Genomic DNA, 25,327 nt, shown 5'->3' with positions numbered 1-25,327 from the left:
TGAGACACGATGGACAGGACCAGAAAGGGCAATCGTCATGGCCACGCTCAGCCTCACCCAGTTCCTCACCCTCGACGGCGTCCACCAGGCGCCCGGCGGCCCGCAGGAGGACCCCAGCGGCGGGTTCGAGCACGGCGGCTGGTCCGTGCCGTACGGCGACGAGGACTTCGGACAGTTCATGAACGAGGTCTTCACCCGCCCCACCGCCTTCCTCCTCGGGCGCCGCACGTACGACATCTTCGCGGGCTACTGGCCGAAGCGGACCGACCCCGACGACCCCATCGCCGGCAAGCTCAACGCCCTCCCCAAGTACGTCGCCAGCACCACCCTCGACACCGCCGACTGGGCCGGGACCACCGTGCTCCGCGGCGACGTCGTGAAGGAGGTCGCCGACCTCAAGGAGAGCCTCGACGGCGAGATCCAGATGCACGGCAGCGGCGGCCTCGCCCGGACCCTGCTCGACCACGACCTGATCGACACCCTCCGCCTGCTCGTCTTCCCGGTGATCCTCGGCACCGGCCGCCGCCTCTTCACCGACGGGGTGCGCCCCACCGCCTTCCGGCAGACCGACGCGCGCACCACCGGCTCGGGCGTCGCGATCCTCACGTACGAGCTCGGCGGACGACCCACCTACGGCAGCTACTGACCAGCGGAAAAGCCCCGGAAAGGTGTAGCCGCCACCGGCCGGTCCGGGTACGGTGATCGCTCCGCGTGCGAGCCACTGAAGTCTCCACCCCGCCACAAGAGTTGGAGAAACGGCCCGCAATGTCGGTTTCGTCTTCGATCGCCGCACCCGTGTCCCTCGGCGCCCCGCGCCGGGCCTGGCTCACCGATCTGCCCGTCCTGCTCGTCGCCGTCGTCTGGGGCGCCAGCTACCTCGCGGCCAAGGGCATCACCACCACCCACACCGTCATCGCGGTCCTCGTGCTGCGTTTCGCGGTGGTGCTGCCCGTCCTCGTCGTCGCCGGATGGCGCAAGCTGCGCGCGCTCACCGCGCCCCAGTGGCGCGGCGCCGCCGTCCTCGGGCTGATCCTCAGCGGGATCTTCCTCCTGGAGACGTACGGCGTCGTCCACACCTCCGCGACCAACGCCGGCCTGATCATCAGCCTCACCATGATCCTCACCCCGCTCGCCGAGGCCGCCGTCACCCGGGTCAGGCCGCCCCGCGCCTTCCTCGCCGCCGCCGCGCTCTCCGTCGCGGGCGTCGTCCTGCTCACCCAGGGCGGCGGCTTCACCGCCCCCTCCCTCGGCGACCTCCTCATGCTGCTCGCCGCCGTCGCCCGTACCGTCCACGTCCTGGCCATGTCCCGGATCAAGGCGGTCCGGTCGGCCGACTCGCTCTCCCTCACCACCGTGCAGCTCGGCTCCGCCGTCGCCGTCTTCGCCGTCATCGCGGCCTTCCCCGGCACGGGCGCCTCGCCCTGGGCCACGGCCCTCGACTTCGGTCCCCGCGAATGGGCCGGGCTGCTCTTCCTGTCCGTCTTCTGCACGCTGTTCGCCTTCTTCGTGCAGATGTGGGCCGTCCGCCGCAGCTCCCCGTCCCGGGTCAGCCTCCTCCTCGGTACGGAGCCCCTCTGGGCCGCCGCCGCGGGCATCGCCCTCGCCGGCGACCGCCCCGGAGTCCTCGGCCTCGCGGGCGCGATCCTCGTGCTGGCGGGCACCAGTTGGGGCCGCCGCACGGCCGACGAGGCGCCGAGGTGACCCGACCGGACACCCCGAGCGTCTGACCGCCCGGGGCGCCCGCCCGGTCAGGACTTCCGCACCCGGTCCGACACGATCAGGAGGACCAGGCCGAGCACGGCGATCACGATGTCGACGAACACCTCCCGGCCCTCCATGAACCAGACGTTGTCGGTCAGGAAGCGGGTCAGGCCCATCAGCTTGAACCAGCCGTCCGTCAGCTCGCGGATCACCCCGCAGACACCGAACACGACGAGCAGGAAACCGGCGACCTCCAGGAATCTCTTCATGATTCGATCATGAGCGGGTGGCGGTTCCCGCCGCGTCCGACTCCGGTCCATGCCCACCGCTACCGAAGTATCGACCCGTGCGACTTCGGTAGCGTCCCGGCCCGCCCCCCACCCGCTCGGGGCCCCGGCTGCGTACATTGCCGATATGACCCGTACGGACCGGCAGCGCTGGCTGCTCCCCTCCCACCTGGTCGAACCGGGCGAGAGCGGCGCGGGCAGGCCCCGCCGTACCGTCCGCGACTGGATCGTCGACACCTCGCTCTTCCTCCTCGCGGCCCTCGTCGGCCTCGTCGCCGCCGACGCCGGCGCGCAGTACAGCAGCGAGCCCGTCATCCTCTTCGACCAGCTCGTCGGCGCCGCCGCCTGCTGCGCCCTCTGGCTCCGCCGCCGGTGGCCCGTCGGGCTGGCCGTCGCCCTCTCCCTCGTCAGCATCGTCGCCCCCGTCGCCGGCGGCGCCGTCCTCGCGGCCCTCTTCAGCGTCGCCGTACGCCGCCCCTTCCGCGAGGTCGCCTGGCTCGGCGCGCTCGCCGTCGCCGCCTCCACCGTCCAGGTCTTCGTCCGCCCCGACCCCACCCTCAACGCCGGGATCGCGATCCTCCTCGGCTTCGTCCTCATCCTGCTCGTCACCGCCTGGGGCATGCTCGTCCGCTCCCGCCGCCAGCTCGTCGAAGCCCTCCGCGAGCGGGCCCGCCGCGCCGAGGCCGAGGCCGAACTGCGCGCCGCCCAGGCCCAGCGGCTCGCCCGCGAGGCCATCGCCCGCGAGATGCACGACGTCCTCGCCCACCGGCTGACCCTGCTCAGCGTCCACGCGGGAGCCCTGGAGTTCCGCCCCGACGCCCCGCCCGAGCAGATCGCCCGCGCGGCCGGCGTCATCCGCGACAGCGCCCACGAGGCGCTCCAGGACCTGCGCGAGATCATCGGCGTCCTGCGGGCCCCGGGGGAGAACGGCGACGGCGGCGGCGACCGGCCCCAGCCGACCCTCGCCACCCTGGACGCGCTCGTCGCCGAATCCCGCGACGCCGGCGCCGACGTCGTCCTGGAGCTCGACGTCGACATCGCCGAGAGCGCGCCCACCGTCCCCGCCTCCACCGGCCGCACCGCCTACCGCATCGCGCAGGAAGGCCTGACCAACGCCCGCAAGCACGCCCCCGGCACCAAGGTCACCGTCACCGTGAGCGGCCGCCCCGGCGAAGGGCTCGACGTCACCGTCCGCAACCCCGCGCCCGCCGGACCCGTGCCGCACGTCCCCGGCTCCGGCCAGGGCCTCATCGGGCTCACCGAGCGCGCCACCCTCGCCGGGGGCCGGATGGAGCACGGCCCGGACCCCGACGGCGGCTTCGCCCTCCACGCCTGGCTACCGTGGCCCGCATGACCATCCGGCTGATCATCGTCGACGACGACCCCCTGGTCCGCGCGGGCCTCACCTTCATGCTCGGCGGCGCCGACGACCTGGAGATCGTCGGCGAGGGCGCCGACGGCCGCGAGGTCCCCGAGCTCGTCGACCGGCTCGCCCCGGACGTCGTCCTCATGGACATCCGCATGCCCCACGTGGACGGACTCACCGCCACCGAACGCCTCCGCGCGCTCCCCGGCGCCCCCGAGGTCGTCGTCCTCACCACCTTCCACGCCGACGAGCAGGTACTGCGCGCCCTGCGGGCGGGCGCCGCCGGCTTCGTCCTCAAGGACACCCCGCCCGCCGAGATCGTCGCCGCCGTCCGCCGGGTCGCCGCCGGGGACCCGGTGCTCTCCCCGGCCGTCACCCGCCAGCTGATGACCCATGTCGCGGGGGAGGCGGACCGGCCGGACCGGCGGGAGGAGTCGCGGCGCGCCGCGCTCACCGCGCGCCTCGCCGAACTGGCCGTACGCGAAAGGGAAGTGGCCGTCGCCGTCGGCCGGGGCCGCTCCAATGCGGAGATCGCCGCCGAGCTCTACATGAGCGTCCCCACGGTCAAGACCCATGTCTCGCGCGTCCTCGCCAAACTCGGCCTCAACAACCGTGTCCAGATCGCCCTCCTCGTCCACGACGCGGGCCTCCTGGACGAGGAGAAGTAGTCGGATAGTCTGCCGGGATGTCCGTCATCGAACTGGGGGAGTACGGCGCGGACTTCGCCGCGAACCCGTACCCCTACTACGCCAAGCTCCGCGCGTCCGGCCCGGTCCACGAAGTGCGCATGCCCGACGGCTTCCAGTTCTGGCTGGTCGTCGGCCACGAGGAGGGGCGCGCCGCGCTCGCCGACCCCCGGCTCGCCAAGTCCCCGTCCGTCATCGGCGTACGGCCGCCGGAGGAGGACGTCATCGGCGTCCACCTCCTCGGGGCGGACGCCCCCGACCACACCCGGCTCCGCAGACTCGTCGCGGGCGTGTTCACCGGCCGTCGCGCCGAGAACCTGCGCCCCCGCGTCGAGCGGCTCACCCGGGAACTCGCCGACGCGATGGAACCGGCCGGACGCGCCGACCTCGTCGACGCCTACGCCTTCCCGCTGCCGATGACCGTCATCTGCGAACTCCTCGGCGTCCCCGCCGAGGACCGCGACACCTTCCGCCACTGGTCGAACGAGCTCGTCGCCCCCGGGGACGAGAACACCCTCCTCGCCGCCATGCAAGGCTTCGGCGGCTACCTCGACGAGCTCATCGAGGACAAGCACGCCGCGGGCCCCGCCGACGACCTGCTCTCCGGCCTCATCGCCGCCCGCGCCGAGGACGGCGACCGGCTCTCCGGGCCCGAACTCCGCGCCATGGCCTACCTGCTGCTCATCGCCGGCCACGAGACCACCGTCAACCTCATCGCCAACACCGTCCGCAACCTGCTCACCCACCCGGAGCAGCTCGCCGCCCTCCGCGCCGACCCCGGCCTCCTCGACGGCGCGATCGAGGAGTCCCTGCGGTACGACGGGCCGGTCGAGACGAGCACCTTCCGCTTCACGCGGGAGCCCGTCACCCTCGGCGGCACCGAGATCCCGGCGGGCGCGAGCGTCCTCGTGGGGATCGGCGCGCTCGACCGCGACCCGGCCCGCTTCCCCGACCCCGACCGCTTCGACATCCGCCGCGACACCCGCGGGCACCTCGCCTTCGGCCACGGCATCCACTACTGCCTGGGCGCCCCGCTCGCCCGGCTGGAGGGCAGGATCGCCCTCCGCACGCTCCTGGACCGCTTCCCCGGGCTCGCACTGGACCCCGAGGGCGACCCCTGGGAGTGGGTGCCCGGCCTCCTCATCCGCGGAGTCCGCCACCTCCCGGTCCGGTGGTGAAGGAAACCGTCTCAGGCGGGGTCCACCCGCACCGGACGCCGCTCACCGCGCGAGCGCTCGCACGCCTCGGCGACCCGGAGCGCCGCCAGGGCCTCGACGCCGTCGCACGGATTGGCGGCCTCGCCGCGCACCAGCCGGACGAAGGCGTCGAGCTCCGCCTCGTACGCGGGGCCGAACCGCTCCAGGAACCCCTGCCAGGGCTTCCCCGGCGCCGGCGGCCCCTGCGGCTCCACCGAGGTGAGCGGCGTCCGGTCGTCCAGGCCCACCGCGATCTGGTCCCGGTCGCCCGCCAGCTCCATCCGCACGTCGTACCCGGCGCCGTTGCACCGCGTCCCGGTCACCGTCACCAGCGTGCCGTCGTCGAGGGTGAGGAGCGCGGCGGCCGTGTCCACGTCCCCCGCCTCCCGGAACATCGCGGGACCCGCGTCCGAGCCCGTCGCGTACACCTCCACGACCTCCCGCCCGGTCACCCAGCGCACGATGTCGAAGTCGTGCACCAGACAGTCCCGGAAGAGTCCGCCGGAGAGCGGCAGGTACGCGGCGGGCGGCGGCTCCGGGTCGGACGTCGCCGCCCGTACGGTGTGCAGCCGGCCGAGCCGCCCCGACCGCACCGCCTCGCGCGCGGCCCGGTAGCCCGTGTCGAAGCGGCGCATGAACCCGAGCTGGAGCTCGGTGCCCGCGTCCGCCACGGCCCGCAGCGCCGTCCGCGTGCCGGGCACGTCCAGGGCGATCGGCTTCTCGCAGAAGACCGGAAGACCAGCGCCGGCGGCGCGGGCGATCAGCTCCGCGTGCGCGGCCGTCGCCGAGGCGATCACCACCGCGTCCAGGGCGTGCCCGAGCAGCGCCGCCACATCGGGCGCGGCCTCCGCCCCGAGCGCCCCCGCGACCCCGGCCGCCCGGCTCGCGTCCGCGTCCGCCACGACCAGCGACTCGACCTCCGGGTGGCGGGCCAGCACCCCCGCGTGGAAGCTCCCGATCCGTCCCGTACCGATGAGTCCGATGCGCATGGCCCCACCGTGGATCCGGACGACCGCGGTGTCAAGGATGTGTCAGGACAACCGGACGTCACGACGTCCCGTCATCTGCTTCCCGCCGTCGGCTTCCGGTCATCAGCGCGCCCGGTTACGCTCCCCCCGTGTCCAAGCAGTCCGGTTCCTCCCTGCCCCCGCTCTCCGTGGACCGCACCAGCCCGGTCCCGCTCTACTTCCAGCTCGCCCGGCAGCTGGAGGGCGCGGTGGAGAACGGGACGCTGCCCCCGGGCACCCTCCTCGGCAACGAGATCGAGCTCGCCACCCGCCTCGGCCTCTCCCGTCCCACCGTCCGCCAGGCCATCCAGACCCTCGTCGACAAGGGGCTCCTGGTCCGCCGCCGGGGCGTCGGCACCCAGGTCGTGCACAGCAGGGTCCGCCGCCCGCTGGAGCTCAGCAGCCTCTACGACGACCTGGAGGCCGCGGGCCGCCGCCCCGCCACCCGCGTCCTCACCAACCGCCTCGAACCCGCCACCGCACCGGTCGCGGCCGCCCTGGGCGTACCCGAGGGCAGCGACGTCCACTACCTGGAGCGGCTGCGTACCGCGTACGGCGAGCCCATGGCGTACCTGCGCAACCACCTGCCCGCCGGCCTCATCGACCCCGATACCGAGCGCCTGGAGACCACCGGCCTCTACCGCATGCTCCGCTCCGCCGCGCTCACCCTGCACAGCGCCCGCCAGTCCATCGGCGCCCGCGCCGCGACCGCCGAGGAGGCCGCGCTCCTCGACGAGCGGGAGGGTGCCCCGCTGCTCACGATGGAGCGCACCACGTACGACGACACGGGCCGCGCCGTCGAGTACGGCTCGCACCTCTACCGGGCCGCGCGCTACTCCTTCGAGCTCCAGCTGATGGTCCGCCCCTGACCGCGTACCTGACCGCGCACCCGACCACACAGGCCCCCGCTGAACAGTGCCACGACCCGCATGACCGATACTGCAATGCACGCAGAAGGACACAAAGGAGGGCACGGCCTCGTGACCAGGCTTCGGACAGGAGGGGTACGGGCCGTCATCGGCGCCGTGCTCGCGCTCGCGCTCACAGGAGCGCTCGCGGGGTGCAGCAGCACCGGCGGGAAGCGGGCGGAGGACGCCCGCAAGGCCGCGGCGGCGCAGGGCAGGGCGGCCGTCGACACCCCCCGCTGGACCTTCGCCATGGTGACCCACTCCGGTGACGGCGACACCTTCTGGGACATCGTCCAGAACGGCGCCAAGCAGGCCGCCGTCAAGGACAACATCAACTTCCTCTACGCCCACAGCGACGAGGCCCAGCAGCAGGCCCAGCTCATCGACTCGTACGTCGCCAAGGGCGTCGACGGCCTGATCGTCACCCTCGCCAAGCCCGACGCGATGAAGGCCTCCGTCGAGAAGGCCGTCAAGGCCGGCATCCCGGTGATCACCGTGAACTCCGGCGCCGAGCAGTCCAAGGCCTACGGCGCCCTCACCCACATCGGCCAGGACGAGGCCGTCGCCGGCGAGGCCGTCGGCGACGAGCTCGACGAGCGCGGCAAGAAGAAGGCCCTCTGCGTCCTGCACGAGCAGGGCAACATCGGCCACGAGCAGCGCTGCGCCGGAGCGAAGAAGACCTTCGGCGGCGAGCTCGTGAACCTCTACGTCGACGGCACCAACATGCCCGACGTCAAGGCCTCCATCGAGGCCAAGCTCCAGTCCGACAAGGCCATCGACGCCGTCGTCACCCTCGGCGCCCCCTTCGCCGACGCCGCCGTCCAGGCCGCGAAGAGCGCCGGGAGCAAGGCCGAGATCGACACCTTCGACCTGAACGCCAAGGTCGCGACCGGCCTCCAGGACGGCACGCTCGGCTTCGCCGTCGACCAGCAGCCCTACCTCCAGGGGTACGAGGCCGTCGACCTGCTCTGGCTGTACCGCTACAACGCCGACGTCCTCGGCGGCGGCAAGCCGGTCCTCACCGGCCCCCAGATCATCACCAAGGACCAGGCGGGCGCGCTCAAGCAGTACGCGGAGCGGGGCACCCGATGAGCTCCACCGCCCCACCGTCCGACGGCGTCGACCACGTCGACGAACGGCTCCTGCGCACCACCCCGCTGAAGAAGCTCCTCGCCCGGCCCGAGCTCGGCTCGGTCGTCGGCGCGATCGCCGTCTTCGTCTTCTTCTCCGTCGCCGCCGACAGCTTCCTGCGCCCCGCCAGCCTCGGCACCGTGCTCTACGCGGCCTCCACCATCGGCATCATGGCGGTCCCCGTCGCGATGCTGATGATCGGCGGCGAGTTCGACCTCTCCGCCGGTGTCATGGTCACGAGCTCCGCGCTCGTCTCCTCGATGGTCAGCTACCAGCTGACGGCGAACGCCTGGGTCGGCGTCGGCGTCTCGCTGCTCGTCACCCTCGCGATCGGCGCCTTCAACGGCTTCATGCTGACCCGCACCAAGCTGCCCAGCTTCATCATCACGCTCGGCACCTTCCTCATGCTGACCGGTCTGAACCTCGGCCTCACCAAGCTGATCAGCGGCACCGTCTCCACCAAGACCATCGCCGACATGGAGGGCTTCCCCTCCGCCCGGAAGCTCTTCGCCTCCCAGGTGACCGTCGGCGGCGTCGAGCTCAAGGTCACCATCCTGTGGTGGCTCGGCCTCGTCGCCCTCGCCACCTGGATCCTGCTCCGCACCCGCTTCGGCAACTGGATCTTCGCCGTCGGCGGCGGCGAGGACGCCGCCCGCGCGGTCGGCGTCCCGGTCTACCGGACGAAGATCGGCCTCTACCTGGGCGTGGCCTTCTGCGCCTGGATCTCCGGCCAGCACCTGCTCTTCTCCTTCGACGTCGTCCAGTCGGGCGAAGGCGTCGGCAACGAGCTGATCTACATCATCGCGGCCGTCATCGGCGGCTGCCTGATCACCGGCGGATACGGCTCCGCCATCGGCTCGGCCGTCGGCGCCCTCATCTTCGGCATGACGAGCAAGGGCATCGTGTACGCCGAGTGGAACCCCGACTGGTTCAAGTTCTTCCTGGGAGCGATGCTCCTCCTGGCGACCCTGCTGAACGCCTGGATCCGCAAGCGTGTGGAGGCCACCAAGTGACGACGGAAGCCACCGCGCTGGTCGAGCTCGACGACGTCAGCAAGTACTACGGCAACATCCGCGCCCTCGAAGGGGTGTCCCTGCGGGTGGACGCGGGCGAGATCACCTGTGTCCTCGGCGACAACGGCGCCGGCAAGTCCACCCTCATCAAGATCGTCGCCGGACTCCACCGGCACGACGCCGGCACCTTCCGCATCGAGGGCGAGGAGGTCACCCTCGCCAACCCGCGCGACGCCCTCGACCGGGGCATCGCCACCGTCTACCAGGACCTCGCCGTCGTCCCCCTCATGCCGGTGTGGCGGAACTTCTTCCTCGGCTCCGAGCCCACCAAGGGCTCCGGCCCCTTCAGGCGGCTCGACGTCGACCTCATGCGGACCACCACCCGTGAGGCGCTGCTCCGCATGGGCATCGACCTGCGCGACGTCGACCAGCCCATCGGCACCCTCTCCGGCGGCGAGCGCCAGTGCGTGGCCATCGCCCGCGCCGTCCACTTCGGCGCCAAGGTCCTCGTCCTCGACGAGCCGACCGCCGCGCTCGGCGTCAAGCAGTCCGGGGTCGTCCTGAAGTACGTGGCAGCCGCCCGTGACCAGGGCCTCGGCGTGGTCCTCATCACCCACAACCCCCACCACGCGTACCTCGTCGGCGACCGGTTCGTCCTGCTCAAGCGGGGCGTGATGGCCGGCAGCCACACCAAGAGCTCCGTCACGCTCGACGAGTTGACCCGCCAGATGGCCGGCGGCACCGAGCTGGACGACCTCCGCCACGAACTGGAGCGGCCGTCCGGAGCGTAACGACCCCTTCACCTCCCACCTGGCAGAATCGGAACCGATGAGCACCTACCGCGACCTCACCCACCGGGGATCCGCCCGGGGCACCGTGCTGCGGACCGTCGGGACCCGGGAGCGGCGCTCCCACCTGACCGCGCCCCGCGTGCCGACCGTCGGCATCGACATCGGCGGTACGAAGGTGATGGCCGGCGTCGTCGACGCGGACGGCAACATCCTGGAGAAGCTCCGCACCGAGACGCCGGACAAGTCCAAGAGCCCCAAGGTCGTCGAGGACACCATCGTCGAGCTCGTCCTCGACCTCGCCGACCGGCACGACGTGCACGCCGTCGGCATCGGCGCGGCCGGCTGGGTCGACGCCGACCGGTCCCGGGTCCTCTTCGCACCGCACCTCGCCTGGCGCAACGAACCCCTCAAGGACGCCCTCCAGGCCCGGCTCGCCGTCCCCGTCATGGTCGACAACGACGCCAACACCGCCGCCTGGGCCGAATGGCGCTTCGGCGCCGGACGCGGCGAGGACCACCTCGTCATGATCACCCTCGGTACGGGCATCGGCGGCGCGATCCTGGAGGACGGCCAGGTCAAGCGCGGCAAGTACGGCGTCGCCGGCGAGTTCGGGCACATGCAGGTCGTCCCCGGCGGCCACCGCTGCCCCTGCGGCAACCGCGGCTGCTGGGAGCAGTACAGCTCGGGCAACGCCCTCGTCCGCGAGGCCCGCGAGCTGGCCGCCGCCGACTCCCCGGTGGCGTACGGGATCATCGAGCGCGTCAAGGGCAACATCCCCGACATCACCGGACCGCTCATCACCGAGCTCGCCCGCGAGGGCGACGCCATGAGCATCGAGCTGTTCCAGGACATCGGCCAGTGGCTCGGCGTCGGCATCGCCAACCTCGCCGCCGCCCTCGACCCCTCCTGCTTCGTCATCGGCGGAGGCGTCTCCGCCGCCGACGACCTCCTCATCGGCCCCGCCCGCGACGCCTTCCGCCGCCACCTCACCGGCCGCGGCTACCGCCCCGAGGCCCGCATCACCCGCGCCCAGCTCGGCCCCGAGGCCGGGATGGTCGGCGCGGCCGACCTCGCCCGGCTCGTCGCCCGCCGCTTCCGCCGCGCCAACCGGCGCCGCGTCGAGCGGTACGAACGCTACGAGCGGTACGCCCAGGCCCTGCGCAGCGGCACCTCGGCCCGGGCTCCCCGTACTCCCGAGGACCCCTCTTCATGACCCTGCCCCACCCGTCCCGCACGCCCCACTCGCCCCATCCGCCCGAGGGAAAGCTGCCGGAGGAGCGCCGGCACATGATCCGCCGCCGCTGGATCACGGCCGTCATCATCGTGCTGCTCGTCGGCATCCCGGCCGGGTACCTCGTCGTCTCCGCGGGCCAGAGCCGCGACAGCGGCCGCGACAAGGAACGCGAGTCCTCCGCGGCGGGCCTCCAGACCAATCCGCCCTCCAAGATGAAGCGGCGGGTCTTCGAGGTCCCGATCCCCGGCGGAGCCTGGGACGTCGCGTACTACGAGACCAGCAACTGGAAGACCAGCCGGCTCTACGTCCAGTTCACGACCGACGCCTACGGCCTCGACGCCTTCCTCGCCACCTCGGGCACCTCCCGGGCGCAGCTCACGTCCGGGCGGATCACCGTCGGCGACCGCGACGCCGAGATCGCCGGCTGGTCCTTCGCCGAGGGCATGACCTGGGCGGGCACCACGGTCGATCGCGAGGAACCGCGCCCGACCACCGACATCACGGTCGACCTCACGGACCCGGCGTTCCCCCGCGTCTACGCGGTCTCCACGACCAGCCCCTGACCCGTCGCCCTCCTGGATATGCTTCGGGACTCCATGCCGGGGGAAGGGGGGATGCGCGATGTGGCTGGCGGGTGACCATCACGTCCACACCCAGTACAGCGGGGACGGCAAGTACCGGGTCATCGACCAGGTCCGCCAGGCCCGGGCGCACGGCCTGCGCTGGATCGTCATCACCGACCACGGCGGCGCCACCCACGCCAAGCTCGGTGTGGAGAAGGTGAATCCGGACATTCTCCAGGCCCGCGAGGCCCATCCGGACATCCTGGTCTTCCAGGGCCTGGAGTGGAACGTCCCGGCCGCGGAACACGCCACGGTCTTCGTCCATCCAGGGCGTGAGGAGGTCGCCGTCCTCAGGGAGTTCGAGTCGCGCTACGACGGCGGGGTGACGGGTTCCACCGCCGTCACCGACGCCCACAAGGAGCTCGCGCTCTCAGGACTCGGCTTCCTGGCGGACGCGTTGACGGACAGGCGCGTCGAGGACGCCCTCTTCCTCGCCAACCACCCCTCGCGCCGGGGCCTCGACGCTCCACGCGACCTCAGGAACTGGCGCGACGCCCAGCCGCACATCGCCGTGGGGATGGAGGGCGCGCCGGGCCATCAGGCCGCCGGGCTGCCCGCGACGCGCGGGCCCGGTGCGTACCGCGGCAACTACAGCCGGACTCCGGGACCGGACTCCCACCCCCCTTACCCTCCGGAGAGCTACCGGACCTTCGGCGGATTCGACTGGATGACCGCGACCGTCGGCGGGCTGTGGGACAGCCTCCTCGCCGAGGGCCGACCCTGGTGGATCACCGTGAACTCCGACGCGCACGACGTCTTCGGCGACACGTCGGTACGGGGCCCCGGCAGCGACTTCGCCGGCGACGGCCGCCACGCCGATCCCGTCTACGGCGGAGAGCCGAACCGGGTCATCGGCGACCACTGGCCCGGCCAGTACAGCCGTACGCATGTCGGGGCGGACGCCCTCTCCTACCAGGCCGTGATGGACGGCCTCCGGGCCGGCCGGGTCTGGGTCGACCACGGCGGCCTGCTGAGCGGACTCCACGCGCGGCTCCGGGCGGACGACCGCACGGCCGGCCTCGGCGAGACCCTGACCGTGCGACGGGGCGACAGGGTCGAGCTCGTCGTCGACGTCGCGTCGGCGACCGCCCCCAACTGGACGGGGACCGTGCCCACTCTGGCCCGCGTGGACGTCGTCCAGGGTGACGTGACCGGGACTCCGGCCGATCCCGACGCCTTCTGCGCGCCCGGCACCAAGGTGGTCCGGTCCTTCGAGGTGGACACGTCCGCGCGTACGGTGCGGCTGACGTACGATCTCGGCCGCCTGGACCGGCCCGTGTACGTACGGCTGCGCGGGACCGACGGCAAGCGCGGCGCCCCGGGCCTCCGGGGCGCGGCGGTCGATCCCCACGGCCCTGCCATGGACGTACGCGGTGGCGTCGATCCGTGGCAGGACCTGTGGTTCTACTCCAACCCGATGTGGGTCGTCCCCTTCTGAAACGCGACTGACGGGCTAGTCGACGGGCTAGTCCGCGTGCAGCGCCCACTTGCTGCCGTCGACGTCCACCGATCCGGGCAACGCGATCAGCTCGGGCTTGAACAGCGGCTGCGTGTCCATCGCCGGTTCCCAGGTCGCCAGCTTCTCGTCCTGCGGGACCTCGATGTGCCTGCCCGCGGCGAGGTCGGCGACCACCTTCAGGAGCAACCGCACACCGAGCGGCGCCAGATGCTCGCGCCACAGGGTCTGCGCCGTCGAGCCCGGGGGCACGAGCAGGTGCTCCTGGGCGGCCAGCGGGCCGCCGTCGGTGCGCTCGGTGAGGTGGTAGACGCTCCCGCCCGTCACCTTGTCGCCGTCGCGGATCGTCCACCGGATCGCGTCCCGGCCGCGGTGCAACGGCAGCAGACTGGGGTGGTAGCCGATGGTGGCGACGCCCGCCCTGGCCCGCGTACGGCGGCCGAGGAAGGCGTGCGAATGCGCGGCGAGGATGATGTCCACCCCGTCCGGGACGTGCATCGCGCGGAGCTCGGCCGAGTCCGTCCACGGGATGTTCCTGGGGAACGCCCAGGAGCGCAGGCGGTCCCAGCACATCGCGTTGCCCTCGTCGGACTGCCCCTTGCGCAACCGGGGGGCGGCCGCACCGACGATCTTGTGCCCTTCGTCCAGCAGGGCGTCCGCGACCTGCACCGCGAAGCCCCCTCGTCCCGACAGGTAGATGTTCACGCGCGCTCCCGCGCCGCGGTGGCGTGCCGCTCGACGAAGTCGAGGGCACCCTCGCGGTCCGGGCCGGAGTGGACGATCCGCCAGCCCTTCGGCACGTCCAGGTACGGCCGCCACAGCGCGTACTGCTCGCCGTCGTTCGCCACGATCAGCCAGTCGGCGTCGCCGCCTTCGAAGGGGCTACCGTTCATCAGTCGACCTCTTTCAGTCCGGATGGATCGGGGCGGAACCGCACCGGCAGGGTGGAGAACCCGGTCAGGAAGTTGGACCGGATGGGCAGCGACTCGCCGGTCTGCTCGAATCCGGTGGTGAAGTCCCGCAATGCCATGAGGAGTTCGGCGATCTCCACCTTGGCCAGGTACGAGCCGACACAGAAGTGGGGGCCGTAGCCGAAGGCCAGGTGTTTGTTGGGTGTGCGGCCGAGGTCGAACGTCCCCGGCGAGTCGAAGACCCGCTCGTCGCGGTTGCCGGAGGCGTGCCAGAGCGTGACGATCTCGCCCGGCCGCAGCCGTACGCCGTGCAGTTCGGTCTCGTGGACGACGCTGCGCCCGAAGTGCATCGTGGGTGACGCCCAGCGCAGCACCTCGTCCACGGCGGTGTCGATCGCGACCTCGCCGTCCTTGAGCCGCCGCCACTGCTCGGGTTGGGCCGCGAGCGTGCGCACGCAGTCGATCATCGTGAGCCGACTGGTCTCGTCGCCGCCGATGATCAGGCTGTAGCAGTTGAGCACGACGTCCTCGTCGGACAGCGGCACACCGTCGATGGAGCTGCCGACCAGCATGCTGATCACGTCGTCGCCCGGCGACTCGCGCCGCTCCTCGACGATGTCCATGAAGTACATGAGGATCTCGTTGCGGGCCAGCTCGGAGTCGGCCTCGCCGGCGCCCTCGTCCTCGGTCGACAGCGCGGCCTTGGTCAGCGAGAGCAGGAACTCCCGGTCCTCCTCGGGTACTCCGAGCAGGCTGGAGATCGTCGTCATCGGAATCCGGCCGGCGATCTCCTCGGCGAAGTCGCACCCGCCGCTCTCGACCGCCTCGCGGATCCACCGCCGGGTGTTGACCCGTACCGTCCGCGCCACCTCGTCGAGCACCCTCGGCGAGAGCACCCGCTGAAGGATCTTGCGCAGCTCGTGGTGCCGGTGCCCGTCGGTGACGGCCAGCATCCGGCCGGCCCCGGCGTCGCCGCCCTCAAGGAGCGTGACGAGCACATTGCCGCGCTCGGAGGTGAAGTTCACGTCGTCGCGGTAGGTGGCCATGATGTCGTCGTACCGGGAGAGCACCCAGAACCCCTTGCGGCCGCCGGCCGGCGGGTTCCAGTGCACCGGCGCGGTGTCCCGCAGGGTGCGCCAGAACCCGCCGAGGTCCTGGTCCGCGAAGGTTCCCGGGTCGCCCAGGTCCACGGTGTCCCGTGCCGTCGTGCTCACGGTCACCAGTCCGTACGCCAGAAGCGGCGCGGCCGGAAGGGGTACGTGGGCAGGGGCACGCGGTGGCTGGCCTCCCCGAGGTGCAGGGAGTCGAAGTCCACCCGCCGGCCGGTCACCCAGGCCGCGGCCACATCGGCCAGCGCCTCCGCGTCCCGCCCGGACTCCACGATGCCGTTGTCGTTGAGGCGGAAGGCGTCCACGTCCACCCGCGGCGCCGCACTCGTCGTGACGGCCGGGCCCCCGGCGGAGTCGGCGGCCAGCGCCTCGATCAGCTCCGCACGGCTGCGGACCACGGCCGCCCACCGGCGGTCCATCACCTTGCGGCCCAGGTTGAGACTGAAACAGATGTCGTCCAGCCGCAGGTCGGGGCGGGCGATCAGCCACTCCCTCAGGCGTGCGCGCTGACCGGCCAGCGCCTCGTCGTCCAGGGCGGACAGCGTGGCCAGTCGCGGCCTGCCGACGGCCTCGGGGGCGCGCTCGGCGACCGTCGGGGGCTCTTCGAGCACCAGGTGCGCGTTGTAGCCGCCGCCGCCGATCGAGGTGATGCCCGCACGGCGGACGCCGGACTCCGTCTCCCAGTCCGTCGTCTCCAGCTGCGGTACGAACGGGGTGCTGGGGAAGTCGAGGTCCTGGTTGACCTCGGTCAGGTTGATCGTCGCCGGCAGCTTCTTGTGGAAGAGGGCCAGCGCGGCCTTCATCGCGCCGAAGCCGCCCGACACCACGCCGCCGTGGCCCACGTTGCCCTTGACCCCGCCGATCGAGGTGGTGCCGGTCTGCTTGCCGAACGCCATGCTCGCCGCGTGCACCTCCAGCTCGTCGGTCATCGGCAGACCGAGACCGTTGGCCTCGTACATGGACACGGTGTCGGGGGTGACGCCGCCGACCTCCATGGCGGCGGCGATGCACGCGCTCAGCCGCTCGGGCTGGGCCAGGCCGTAGGCCATCGCGCTGACACCGTTGTTGTTCACGGCCGAGCCCTTGACCACGGCGTAGATGTGGTCGCGGTCGGCGACGGCGTCGGCCAGCGGCTTCAGCAGGACGGTGACGACACCGCTGGACAGGGCGGTGCCGGTGCCGTGGGCGTCGAACGGGCGGCAGTGGCCGTCCCGGGAGAGGATGCGGTTCTCCTCCCACAGGTGACCTCGGGGGTGCGGCAGCCGGACCATCGCGCCACCGGCGATCGCCATGTCGGTCTGGCCGAGCAGCAGCGACTGGCAGGCCAGGTGCACCGCGTAGTGGAAGCCGGCGCAGACGGCGGCGACGGTGACGGCCTCGCCGGTCAGCCCCATGTAGTACAGGGCGTTGGACGTCATGGTGTCCGGCGACCACGCCAGACTCGCCTCGATCGCCTCGGGGCCGACCGACACCCGGTCCGGCGGAGAGCTGTAAAGCGCGGCGGTCTGCGGGTTGTTGGCGCCGTACATGCCTATCTCGGCCCTGACCCGGTCCGGGTCGTAGCCGCCGTCCTCGAGCGTCTCCCACGCACTCTCCAGGAACAGGCGGTTCTCCGGGGTCATCGCGGCCGCCATCCGGTCGCTGATGCCGAACACCGAAGGATCGAACTTGTCGTACGTGTCGAGCACACCGCAGGCCCGTACGTAGAACGGGCTGTGGATCAGGGTCTCGTCGACGTGGATGTCGTCCTTCTCCAGGAACGACACGGACTCCCTGCCGTGCACGAGGTTGTCCCAGAACTGTTCCTTGGTACGGGCTCCGGGCGACCGGAGGGACATGCCGATGACGGCCACGTCACCCGGGTCGTAGTCCTGCTCGGGGCTGTCGGTCATGGAAACGCTCCTGCTTCGAGGCGAGTGGCGAGTGGCGAGTGGCGAGTGACGGGTGGCGAGCGACGTGGCTCAGCTGTCGGTGGGGGCGGCGCGGCCGCGCAGCGCTGCGCGCCGGGCGCCCGCGCGGCGGCGGGCCGACTCGACCACCTCGGGGGTGGCGCCGGTCTCGGTGTCGAGCCAGCGGGCCAGGGAGGCGATGTCACGGAAACTGAACAGGTCGGGCACGCGGACGCGGCGGTCGAACCGCCGGGTCATCAGCCTGGCCAGCCGGACGAGCAGGAGCGAGTCGCCGCCGAGGTCGTAGAAGGCGGCCTGGACGTCGATGCTCGCCGGTTCGAGGTCGAGCAACTGGCCCCAGATCTCCGCCAGCGCCACCTCGGTCGGCGTACCGGCGGCCCTCAGGGGAGGACCGGACGCGACGGCCGGCGGCTCGGGCAGCGCCGCGCGGTCGAGCTTTCCGCCCGGCGCCAGCGGGAGCGCCGTCAGGAACACGAGGGTCCCCGGCACCATGTAGTCGGGCAGCTCGGCGGCGAGCTCGCCGGTGATCGAGGTCTGGAGTCCGGCGTCCAGCCAGACGCCGTCCCTGGAGTCCGCGTCCCTGGAGTCCGCGTCCTGGGAGTCACCGTCCCGTGAGCCGCCGTCTCGTGAGTCGCTCTCCGGTACGACGTAGCCGATGAGCTTGTTCCCCCGTACGACGGCGGCGGCCTCCCGGACCCCGGGGCAGCCGGTCAGCCGCGCCTCGACCTCCTCCAGCTCGATGCGGAAGCCGCGCAGCTTCACCTGGTGGTCGGAGCGGCCGCCGAACCGGAGTTCGCCGTCGTCGGTGCACGTGACCACGTCCCCCGTGCGGTACATGCGCTCGCCGTCCAGGAACGGGTCCGGCACGAACCGCTCGGCCGTGGTGCGCGGCCGGTTCACGTAGCCGTGGGCGAGGCCGACGCCGCCGACGTACAGCTCGCCCGGCACGCCGGTGGGCAGCGGCTTCAGGTTCTCGTCGAGGACGTAGGCGCGGGCACCGGCCGACGGCGTGCCGATCGAGGGCTCGTCGCTCCCGTCTTCCGGTACCCACTTGTGCGAGCTGAAGACGGTCGCCTCGGTGGGGCCGTAGGCGTTGTAGACCCGGTCGGCGCCGGTCTCCCGGTACGCCCGGTCCACGAGCTTGCGCCGCAGGGGCTCGCCGCCGAACACGACCGTGCGGACGTTCGGTGGCAGGGCGCCGGCGTCGAGCAGGCTGTTCATCACCGACGGGACGACGTTGAGGTGGGTGATCCTGTCGGCGTACGGGCTGTCCGGCAGGTGGACGGCGCTCTCCACGAGGACGACGGCGCCGCCGCGGCACAGCGCGGGGAAGATCTCCATCACGGACATGTCGAAGCAGACCGAGCTCGCCGCCGAGATGCCGCTCATGTCGCGGCCCTCGAAGATCCGGTCCATCTCCGACAGCATGGCGACGCAGCCGCCGTGGTGGATGGCCACGCCCTTCGGCACGCCGGTGGATCCCGAGGTGTAGATGATGTACGCCGTGTCGCCGGGCACGACCGGCACGGGCTTCTCTCCCGGCTCTGTCGTCACGGTCTCGCCCAGGACGACCACGGTCGGGCCGGACGGGCAGTTGGCCCGGGACGCGGGCGTGGTCAGCAGCAGTCTGGTCCCGCTGTCCCGGACCATGAAGGTCAGCCGCTCGGCCGGGTAATTCGGGTCCAGGGGGACGTAGCAGGAGCCGGTGCGCAGGACGGCCAGCAGGGCGACGAGCAGGTCGGGCGTGCGCTCGACACAGATGCCGACCGGGACACCGGGGCCGGCGCCGTCGGCGACGAGCCGCTCGGCCAGCTCCCGGGACCGCTCGTTCAGGTCGCCGTAGGTCAGGACGCCGGCGTCGGCGTAGACCGCGGGGGCACCGGGGTTCTTGACCGCTTGTTCGACGAACTCGGAGTGCAGGGTCTCGGTCACTGGTCCGACTCCTCGGGGAGGCCGCTCGGCGCGATGTCCCGGAGGACCAGGTCGGGTTGGGCCATCGAGGCGAAGAGCACGGTGCGGTAGAGCGCGAGCAGGGCGGTCACGGTCTCCCTTTCCAGGTAGCTCGGCTTGTACTGGATGTGGCCGACGACCTCGCCGTCGATGTCGGCCATCGAGATCTCCAGGTCGAACTTGGCGAGGTGCCTGCGCACCTGGAGCGGTTCGAGCGGGAGGGCGCCGTCGGGCGCGAGGGTGTCGCCGATGCCGTGGAAGAGCTTCACGGACCGGGGGAACGCGTCGGAGGACAGCCAGTTCACCACCACGTCGAACCACGGGGAACGGCCCTCGGCCCGGGGCGGCTTCAGCTGGGAGGCCAACAGGTCGAGCGGGTAGTTCATGTGCTCGACCAGGCCGAGCGAGAAGGCGTGGACCTCGCCCAGCAGGTCACGGAAACTGCGGTCGCCGGACGGCTCCGCGCGGACCAGCACCGTGTTGAGGTAGTAGCCGATCGCGGATTCCCAGCCGGGTTCGGCGCGTTGGGCGACGGCTGTGGCCAGGACGGAGTCCTCGACCCCGGCCGCGCGGTTGAGCGTCGCGAAGAAGCCCGCCAGGACGACCGTGCTGATCGACACGCCCTCGCGTACCGCGAACTCCCTGAGCAGGCGCGTCTCTTCGGCGCTCCAGCGGAGCGTCAGGTCGCGGCCTTCGTAGGTGACGCCCGGGGGCCGCTCCCTGGTGGACAGGTCGAGGTGGGCGGGCGGGTCGGCCAGCTTCCCCGACCACCAGTCCAGCGCCGCCTCGGCCGCCGGACCTGCCAGCCACTCCCGCTCCCACGCGACGAACTCCGTGTAGGGGGCGACCGGTTCACGAGCGGCGGGGTCGGCGCCCTCGTAGAACTCCTGGAGTTCGCGGATCATCACGTCCGCCGAGGCCGCGTCCGACGCGATGTGGTGCACGAGCACCAGCAGGTAGTGGTCCGCGGGCCCGCGCGTCATCAACACCACCCGCACCAGCGGCCCGTTGTCCAGGTCCAGCGGCTCGTGCCCGTACTCGGCCAGTTCCTCGCGGGCCTGCTCGTCGTCCAGGTCCGTGCTGTCCACGACGAGGAACTCGTACACCGGTTCGTCCAGGATGACCTGGTGCGGCCGGCCGCCGGCCTCGACGAAGAGCGTGCGCAGCGCGGGATGCCGTTCCATCACGGCCCGTACGGCGAGGTCGAGCGTCTTCTCGTCGACCTCGGCGCGGATCCGGGCCGCCACCATGAAGTTGTAGGGCACCGCGTCCGGTGAGACCTGCTGCATGAACCAGAGCGAGGCCTGGCCGTGGGAGGTCGGCGCCAGTTCGAGACCGAGACCGCCGGCGCGCAGCCGCTCCGACGGCGATGCGTCGGCGGGCTCCAGGAACCCGCGCGCGACCAGCTCTTCCACCAGCTCCTCGGCGTCCACCTCGGACAGGTCGTCGAGGAACGACCGGGCCGGCTCGGGCGCGGGTGCTGGTGCCGGCTCCGCCACCGCCTTCGCCTGCGGTTCCGGCGTCCCCCCGATGGTCTCGACGACGTGGCCGACGACCTCGGATATCGTCCGGCCGTCCAGGAACACCACCGGCGACACGCGCTGTCCGAACAGCGACTGCAGCCTGTTGACGAGGCGGATCGCCAGCATCGAGTCGAGGCCGAAGTCCCGCAGCTCGGCGCCGGCGTCCAGCGTGCCGACCGGCACACCCAGCGCGTCGGCGAGCTCGCCGAGGACGACGTCCTTCAGCGGCCTGTCCGCCACGGACTCGACGACGGACCCGGCCACCGCCACGGCCCTGGCCACCGCCACGGTCTCGGTCACGGCCACGGTCTCGGCGACCGGTGTCGATGTCGACGCGATCTGGGGGAGAGGCGCGGTGTCCAGCCAGTAGCGGTCCTTCTGCCATTGCACGAGCGGGGTTTCCACGACCTCGACGTCGTCGGCGAACAACGAGTCGAAGGTCAGCGGCAGCCCCCGGACGTACAACGACGCGGCCGCCCCCAGCAGGCAGCGGACGTCGCTCTCGTTGCGCCGCAGGGAGTTGACCGCGTGCACCCGGGCGCCACGGGTCAGCGCGATCTCCTCGACCGCGCCGCGCAGCGTCTCGTGCGGGCCGATCTCGATGAAGGTGCCGACACCCTCGTCGACCAGCGCACCGATCGTCTCGGCGAACCGCACCTGGTTGCGCAGGTTGTGCACCCAGTAGTCGACGTCCGTGACCGGGTTCACCGTGTCGGCCAGTGCCGTGGAACGGAAGTCGATCGTGTTCGTCAACGGGCTGATTCCGTCGATGCGTTCGCGCAGCGGCTGGATCAGCGGATCCATGCCGGGGCTGTGCACCGGTCGCTCGACCCGGATCCTCCTGGTCGAGATCCCGGCCTGCTTCAGGTCGGCCTCCAGGGCGTCGATGCCCTCGGGCGAGCCGGACACCGCCGCGCTGGTGGGGCTGTTCACCACGGCGATGGCCACGTGCTCCGCGTACGGCGCGATCCTCGGCAGCAGCTCCTGCTCCGGCAGGTCGACCGAGATCATGGCCCCGGCGGCCGCCTTCCGTTCGAGCAGGTGCGACCGGGCGACCACGACGCGGGCGGCGTCGTCCAGCGACAGCGACCCGGCGACACAGGCGGCCGCGACCTCGCCCAGGCTGTGCCCGACGACGGCGGTCGGCCGGATGCCGAGTCCGAGCCAGACCTTCGCCAGCGAGACCTGCAAGGCGAACAGCACGGGCTGCTGGAAGTCCATCTCCTCGAACCGGGCCTCGCCGGCCGGGGCGTCGAGCTCGTCGAGCACCGAGCAGCCGCCGGCCGCGCGCACGGCGGCGTCGCAGGCGTTCATCCACGTACGGAAGCCGGCGTGCGAGCGCAGGAGCTCCCGTCCCATGCCGACCCACTGCGTCCCGCCGCCGGAGAACACCAGCGCCACCCGCCGGTCGCTGTTGCCGGCGACCGTGCCCGTGACGACGTCGGGGTGCGGCCGGCCGGCGGCGACCCGGGCGAGTCCGTCCAGGACGTCCTGACGGTTGCGGGCGAACAGCGCTATCCGCTGGTTGTGGTGCGTACGCCGGGTCGCGAGCGTGTACGCGAGGTCGGAGACCCGCAGGCCCGCGTCGCGTTCGACGTGGTTGGACAGCTCGCGGCAGGTGTCGGCCAGCGCGTCCGCCGTGCGCGCCGTGACGGGCACGAGGTGCACCTGCTCGTCGGGCGCGGCGTCGCCCTGGCTGGGCGTGACGTGGCGTCCCCGGTCACCCGCGAGGAACGGGCCGGGCGTGACGGGGTGGCCGGCGGCGTGCAGTGCGCCGAGCGAACCGAGCAGGGTCCAGGCCTCGTCGGTGCCGCGCCGGAGCGAGGGCAGGGTGGTCGCCGCCGGCAGGATCTCGGCCACGGACTTGAGCAGGACGGGATGCGGACTGAGCTCGATGACGGCGTCGATGTCGTGGTCGCGCAGGGCCGTCAGGGCGTCGACCACCCGGATCTCGCCGCGCAGGTTGTCCGCCCAGTAGTCCGGCCCGAGCTCCGTACCGTCGACGAGTGTGCCGGTGACCGTCGAGACCATCGGGACGCGGGTGGTCCGGGGCGTGATGCCGTCGAGTTCGACCTTCAGCGGGGCGAGGACGTGGTCGACCAGCGGCGAGTGCGGTGCGTGGCCCATCCGCACCCGATGGCTCGTGACGCCCTCGTCGGTCAGCCGCTGGACGAGTCCGTCGATCTCCTGCGGTGTGCCGGTGACCAGTGTCGAGTGCAGGCCGTTGTAGCCGGCGACCGTCAGCTGCCCGGTCAGGTACCGCCTGACGGCGTCGGCACCGGTCGTGACCACGATGCCGTCGCCGCGTCCGACGGCGAGCTGCTGGAGCAGCCGGCCGTGGCCGGCGGCCAGCCGGGAGGCGTCCTCGAAGTCGAGCGCACCGGCGATGTGGGAGGCGGCGAACTCGCCGACGCTCTGTCCCACGACGACGTCCGGCTCCACCCCCAGGGAGCGCCAGGCGTCGGCCAGAGCGACCTGGATCGAGAACAGCAGCGGCTGGAAGACGTCCATGTCGTCGATGCGGCCGTCGGCCGCCAGCATCTGGTCGACGAGCGAGAAGCCGAGCAGCTCCCGCATCCGCTTGTCGGAGCGCATCATCGACCGCCGGAACACGGGCATTCCGGCGAGGAGTTGCCGGCCCATGCCCACCCACTGCGAGCCGTTGCCCGAGAACAGGAACGCCACCCGGGGTTTGCGTCCCGTCGCTTCCCCGACGTTCAGCCCGTCGGCCGGCGTGCCGGTGGCGAAGGCGTCCAGCTGCGTCCTGAGCTCCATCAGGTCACGGGAGGCGGCCGCGAGCCGGAACGTTCCGTCGCCGGGAGTCCGCCGGCAGACCGCCCGCAGGTCGTCCTCGTCGCGCAGCGCCGCGGCCCGTTCGGCCAGCGCCTCCCGCGAGTCCTCGGCGAGCAGGAGGAGCGTGCCCTCGGGCTGCGGCAGTTCCTCGACGACGACGTGACAGATCGCGCCGCCGAAGCCGAAGGAGCTGACGCCGCCGCGGCGCGCGTCCGACCGTCGGGGCCATGGCGTGAGGCGGTCCTGGACGGTGAGGTTGTACTCGTCGAACAGGATCTGCGGGTTCGGCGAGGTGTAGTGCAGGCTCGGCGGCAGCACGCGGTTGCGGATCGACAGCGCGAGCTTGACCAGGCCGACGATGCCGGCCGCCGCCTCCAGATGTCCGACGTTGGACTTGACGGAGCCGAGCCGCAGCGGCTCGGCGCGGTCGCCGCCCAGGACCGCGCCGATGGCGTTGGCCTCGATCGGGTCGCCGAGGGGTGTCGCGGAGCCGTGGCACTCGATGTAGTCCACGAGGGACGGAGCGATGCCGGCCCGCCGGTACGCGTTGCGGAGCATCAGCTCCTGCGCCTGCGGGTTCGGCGCGGTCATGCCGTTGCTCAGCCCGTCGTTCTGGGAGGAGCTGCCCTTGATCACGCAGTAGACGGGCAGGTCGCGTTCGAGGGCCACGCTCAGCGGGGCGAGCACGACGACTCCGGCGCCCTCACCGCGGACGTAGCCGTCGGCCCGGGCGTCGAACGACTTGCAGCGGCCGTCCGGGGCGAGCGCGCCCATCGCGTCCATGGCGGTGTAGTAGTCGGAGACGAAGCTCAGGTTCACGCCACCGGCGAGCACCAGCTCGCTCTCGCCCATCCAGATCGACTGGCAGCCCGCGTGCACGGAGACCAGCGACCCGGCGCAGGCGGCGTCGATGGCCATGCTCGGGCCCTGGAGGCCGAGGACGTAGGAGACGCGGTTGGCGATGATGCCGTCGTGCATGCCGGTCGCGGTGTGCGGGGTGATCTGGACGTCGGGCCCGCGGTAGTGCGCGAGCGCGGCGTAGTCGCCCCAGCAGGAGGCCATGAACACACCGGTCTCGGTGCCGACGAGGCTGCCGGGCGCGACGCCCGCGTCCTCCAGCGCCTCCCAGGCGAGCTCCAGGATCAGCCGCTGCTGCGGGTCCATCTGGACGGCTTCGCGGGGTGAGATGCCGAAGAACAGCGGATCGAACTGGTCGATGCCGTCGATGAACCCGCCCCAGCGGGCCGAACCGCGCAGCAGGTCGCGGCGGGCGGCCGGCACCGGACCGACGGCGTCGCGGCCCTCGGAGAGCAATTTCCAGAAGGAGGACGGGTCGGGCCCGCCGGGGAAGCGGCAGCCGATGCCCACGATCGCGATGGGTTCGTGCGAGACCGTACGGCGCTCGGTGCCCGGCGTGGGCTCCGCCGCCCGCGGGCCGTCCACAAGAGCCCTGCACAGCTCGTCGACGGACGGGTACTGCCACATCCAGGTGACGGGAACCTTCCAGCCGACGAATTCGGATAAGGAGGTGGCGAGATGGGTGAATTTCAGCGAATCGAGACCGTATCGGTGCATCGGTGTCCAGCGGTCCACCGAGTCCTTGGGCAGATCCATCAGGTCGACAACGCGAGAAAGAATGAACTCCGTCAAGGCATGCTGATCTCGTTCTGCGCGCTCTTGGGGCATTACGGCTCCTCAGCAGGGCGGGTGGTGTGGGCCGACAGAGCTATGT

At 72.0% G+C, this 25,327-nt stretch carries 20 protein-coding genes; 12 read left to right on the top strand and 8 right to left on the bottom strand.

What is annotated here, in order from left to right:
- The first annotated feature begins 37 nt into the window (after positions 1 to 37).
- Together ACIBG6_RS30650 and ACIBG6_RS30645 are read left to right on the top strand one after the other, a co-directional pair.
- Complete coding sequence (locus ACIBG6_RS30650; RefSeq protein WP_399225939.1) at positions 38 to 646, top strand: dihydrofolate reductase family protein; 609 nt, start codon at positions 38 to 40, stop codon at positions 644 to 646.
- Positions 647 to 765: 119 nt separating this feature from the next.
- The gene (locus tag ACIBG6_RS30645; protein ID WP_399225938.1) at positions 766 to 1,701 is read left to right on the top strand and encodes a DMT family transporter; all 936 of its coding nucleotides are present in this window, start codon (positions 766 to 768) and stop codon (positions 1,699 to 1,701) included.
- Between the two features lie 47 nt (positions 1,702 to 1,748).
- Here the strand turns inward: ACIBG6_RS30645 and ACIBG6_RS30640 are convergent, their stop codons facing one another.
- Positions 1,749 to 1,970 (bottom strand): hypothetical protein, encoded by a 222-nt coding sequence (locus tag ACIBG6_RS30640; protein WP_399225937.1) that lies wholly within the window; start codon positions 1,968 to 1,970, stop codon positions 1,749 to 1,751.
- Positions 1,971 to 2,115: 145 nt separating this feature from the next.
- Here ACIBG6_RS30640 and ACIBG6_RS30635 point away from each other — a divergent pair, with 145 nt between their 5' ends.
- Genes ACIBG6_RS30635 through ACIBG6_RS30625 form a run of 3 tightly spaced genes read left to right on the top strand, consistent with a single transcriptional unit; the run spans position 2,116 to position 5,218 of the window.
- Entirely contained in the window at positions 2,116 to 3,342 is a 1,227-nt protein-coding gene (locus ACIBG6_RS30635) for a sensor histidine kinase (protein ID WP_399225936.1), read from the top strand.
- Complete coding sequence (locus ACIBG6_RS30630; RefSeq protein ID WP_399225935.1) at positions 3,339 to 4,022, top strand: response regulator; 684 nt, start codon at positions 3,339 to 3,341, stop codon at positions 4,020 to 4,022. The genes ACIBG6_RS30635 and ACIBG6_RS30630 overlap by 4 nt, the downstream gene beginning before the upstream one ends.
- A 17-nt stretch (positions 4,023 to 4,039) precedes the next feature.
- Positions 4,040 to 5,218, top strand: a complete 1,179-nt coding sequence (locus ACIBG6_RS30625; protein ID WP_399225934.1) for a cytochrome P450 — start codon at positions 4,040 to 4,042, stop codon at positions 5,216 to 5,218.
- 11 nt (positions 5,219 to 5,229) lie between these two features.
- Here the strand turns inward: ACIBG6_RS30625 and ACIBG6_RS30620 are convergent, their stop codons facing one another.
- A complete protein-coding gene (locus ACIBG6_RS30620) occupies positions 5,230 to 6,225 on the bottom strand; it encodes a Gfo/Idh/MocA family oxidoreductase (protein WP_399225933.1) in 996 nt (331 codons plus the stop codon).
- Between the two features lie 167 nt (positions 6,226 to 6,392).
- Here ACIBG6_RS30620 and ACIBG6_RS30615 point away from each other — a divergent pair, with 167 nt between their 5' ends.
- From ACIBG6_RS30615 to ACIBG6_RS30585, 7 genes are all read left to right on the top strand, one after another.
- Positions 6,393 to 7,112, top strand: a complete 720-nt coding sequence (locus ACIBG6_RS30615; protein ID WP_399226093.1) for a GntR family transcriptional regulator — start codon at positions 6,393 to 6,395, stop codon at positions 7,110 to 7,112.
- Between the two features lie 111 nt (positions 7,113 to 7,223).
- Entirely contained in the window at positions 7,224 to 8,243 is a 1,020-nt protein-coding gene (locus tag ACIBG6_RS30610) for a sugar ABC transporter substrate-binding protein (RefSeq protein WP_399225932.1), read from the top strand.
- A complete protein-coding gene (locus tag ACIBG6_RS30605) occupies positions 8,240 to 9,295 on the top strand; it encodes an ABC transporter permease (RefSeq protein WP_399225931.1) in 1,056 nt (351 codons plus the stop codon). Before ACIBG6_RS30610 ends, ACIBG6_RS30605 begins: the two co-directional genes overlap by 4 nt.
- On the top strand, positions 9,292 to 10,086 hold the full coding sequence (locus tag ACIBG6_RS30600; RefSeq protein WP_399225930.1) for an ATP-binding cassette domain-containing protein: 795 nt from the start codon (positions 9,292 to 9,294) through the stop codon (positions 10,084 to 10,086). The genes ACIBG6_RS30605 and ACIBG6_RS30600 overlap by 4 nt, the downstream gene beginning before the upstream one ends.
- Positions 10,087 to 10,123: 37 nt before the next feature.
- Positions 10,124 to 11,299 carry an ROK family glucokinase gene (locus ACIBG6_RS30595; protein ID WP_399225929.1) on the top strand — a complete coding sequence of 392 codons (1,176 nt, stop codon included), beginning with the start codon at positions 10,124 to 10,126 and terminating at the stop codon, positions 11,297 to 11,299.
- Entirely contained in the window at positions 11,296 to 11,883 is a 588-nt protein-coding gene (locus tag ACIBG6_RS30590) for a hypothetical protein (RefSeq protein ID WP_399225928.1), read from the top strand. The genes ACIBG6_RS30595 and ACIBG6_RS30590 overlap by 4 nt, the downstream gene beginning before the upstream one ends.
- A 16-nt stretch (positions 11,884 to 11,899) precedes the next feature.
- The gene (locus ACIBG6_RS30585; protein WP_399226092.1) at positions 11,900 to 13,381 is read left to right on the top strand and encodes a PHP domain-containing protein; all 1,482 of its coding nucleotides are present in this window, start codon (positions 11,900 to 11,902) and stop codon (positions 13,379 to 13,381) included.
- A gap of 27 nt (positions 13,382 to 13,408) precedes the next feature.
- Here ACIBG6_RS30585 and ACIBG6_RS30580 read toward each other — a convergent pair whose 3' ends face one another.
- The 6 genes from ACIBG6_RS30580 to ACIBG6_RS30555 all read right to left on the bottom strand — a co-directional run bounded on the left by ACIBG6_RS30580 (position 13,409) and on the right by ACIBG6_RS30555 (position 25,281).
- Positions 13,409 to 14,104, bottom strand: a complete 696-nt coding sequence (locus ACIBG6_RS30580; protein ID WP_399225927.1) for a formyltransferase family protein — start codon at positions 14,102 to 14,104, stop codon at positions 13,409 to 13,411.
- Positions 14,101 to 14,292 carry an MbtH family NRPS accessory protein gene (locus tag ACIBG6_RS30575; RefSeq protein ID WP_399225926.1) on the bottom strand — a complete coding sequence of 64 codons (192 nt, stop codon included), beginning with the start codon at positions 14,290 to 14,292 and terminating at the stop codon, positions 14,101 to 14,103. Before ACIBG6_RS30575 ends, ACIBG6_RS30580 begins: the two co-directional genes overlap by 4 nt.
- On the bottom strand, positions 14,292 to 15,530 hold the full coding sequence (locus ACIBG6_RS30570; RefSeq protein WP_399225925.1) for a cytochrome P450: 1,239 nt from the start codon (positions 15,528 to 15,530) through the stop codon (positions 14,292 to 14,294). The genes ACIBG6_RS30575 and ACIBG6_RS30570 overlap by 1 nt, the downstream gene beginning before the upstream one ends.
- Positions 15,527 to 17,311, bottom strand: coding sequence for a beta-ketoacyl synthase N-terminal-like domain-containing protein (locus ACIBG6_RS30565; protein WP_399225924.1), 1,785 nt, complete (start codon positions 17,309 to 17,311; stop codon positions 15,527 to 15,529). The genes ACIBG6_RS30570 and ACIBG6_RS30565 overlap by 4 nt, the downstream gene beginning before the upstream one ends.
- Before the next feature lie 69 nt (positions 17,312 to 17,380).
- On the bottom strand, positions 17,381 to 19,261 hold the full coding sequence (locus ACIBG6_RS30560) for an amino acid adenylation domain-containing protein (RefSeq protein ID WP_399225923.1): 1,881 nt from the start codon (positions 19,259 to 19,261) through the stop codon (positions 17,381 to 17,383).
- Positions 19,258 to 25,281 (bottom strand): acyltransferase domain-containing protein, encoded by a 6,024-nt coding sequence (locus ACIBG6_RS30555; protein WP_399225922.1) that lies wholly within the window; start codon positions 25,279 to 25,281, stop codon positions 19,258 to 19,260. The genes ACIBG6_RS30560 and ACIBG6_RS30555 overlap by 4 nt, the downstream gene beginning before the upstream one ends.
- Between the last annotated feature and the right edge of the window lie 46 nt (positions 25,282 to 25,327).

The sequence above is a fragment of the Streptomyces sp. NPDC050842 genome (assembly GCF_044456565.1).
Taxonomy (GTDB): Bacteria; Actinomycetota; Actinomycetes; order Streptomycetales; family Streptomycetaceae; genus Streptomyces.
This window is presented reverse-complemented; position numbering and strand designations above follow the sequence as displayed.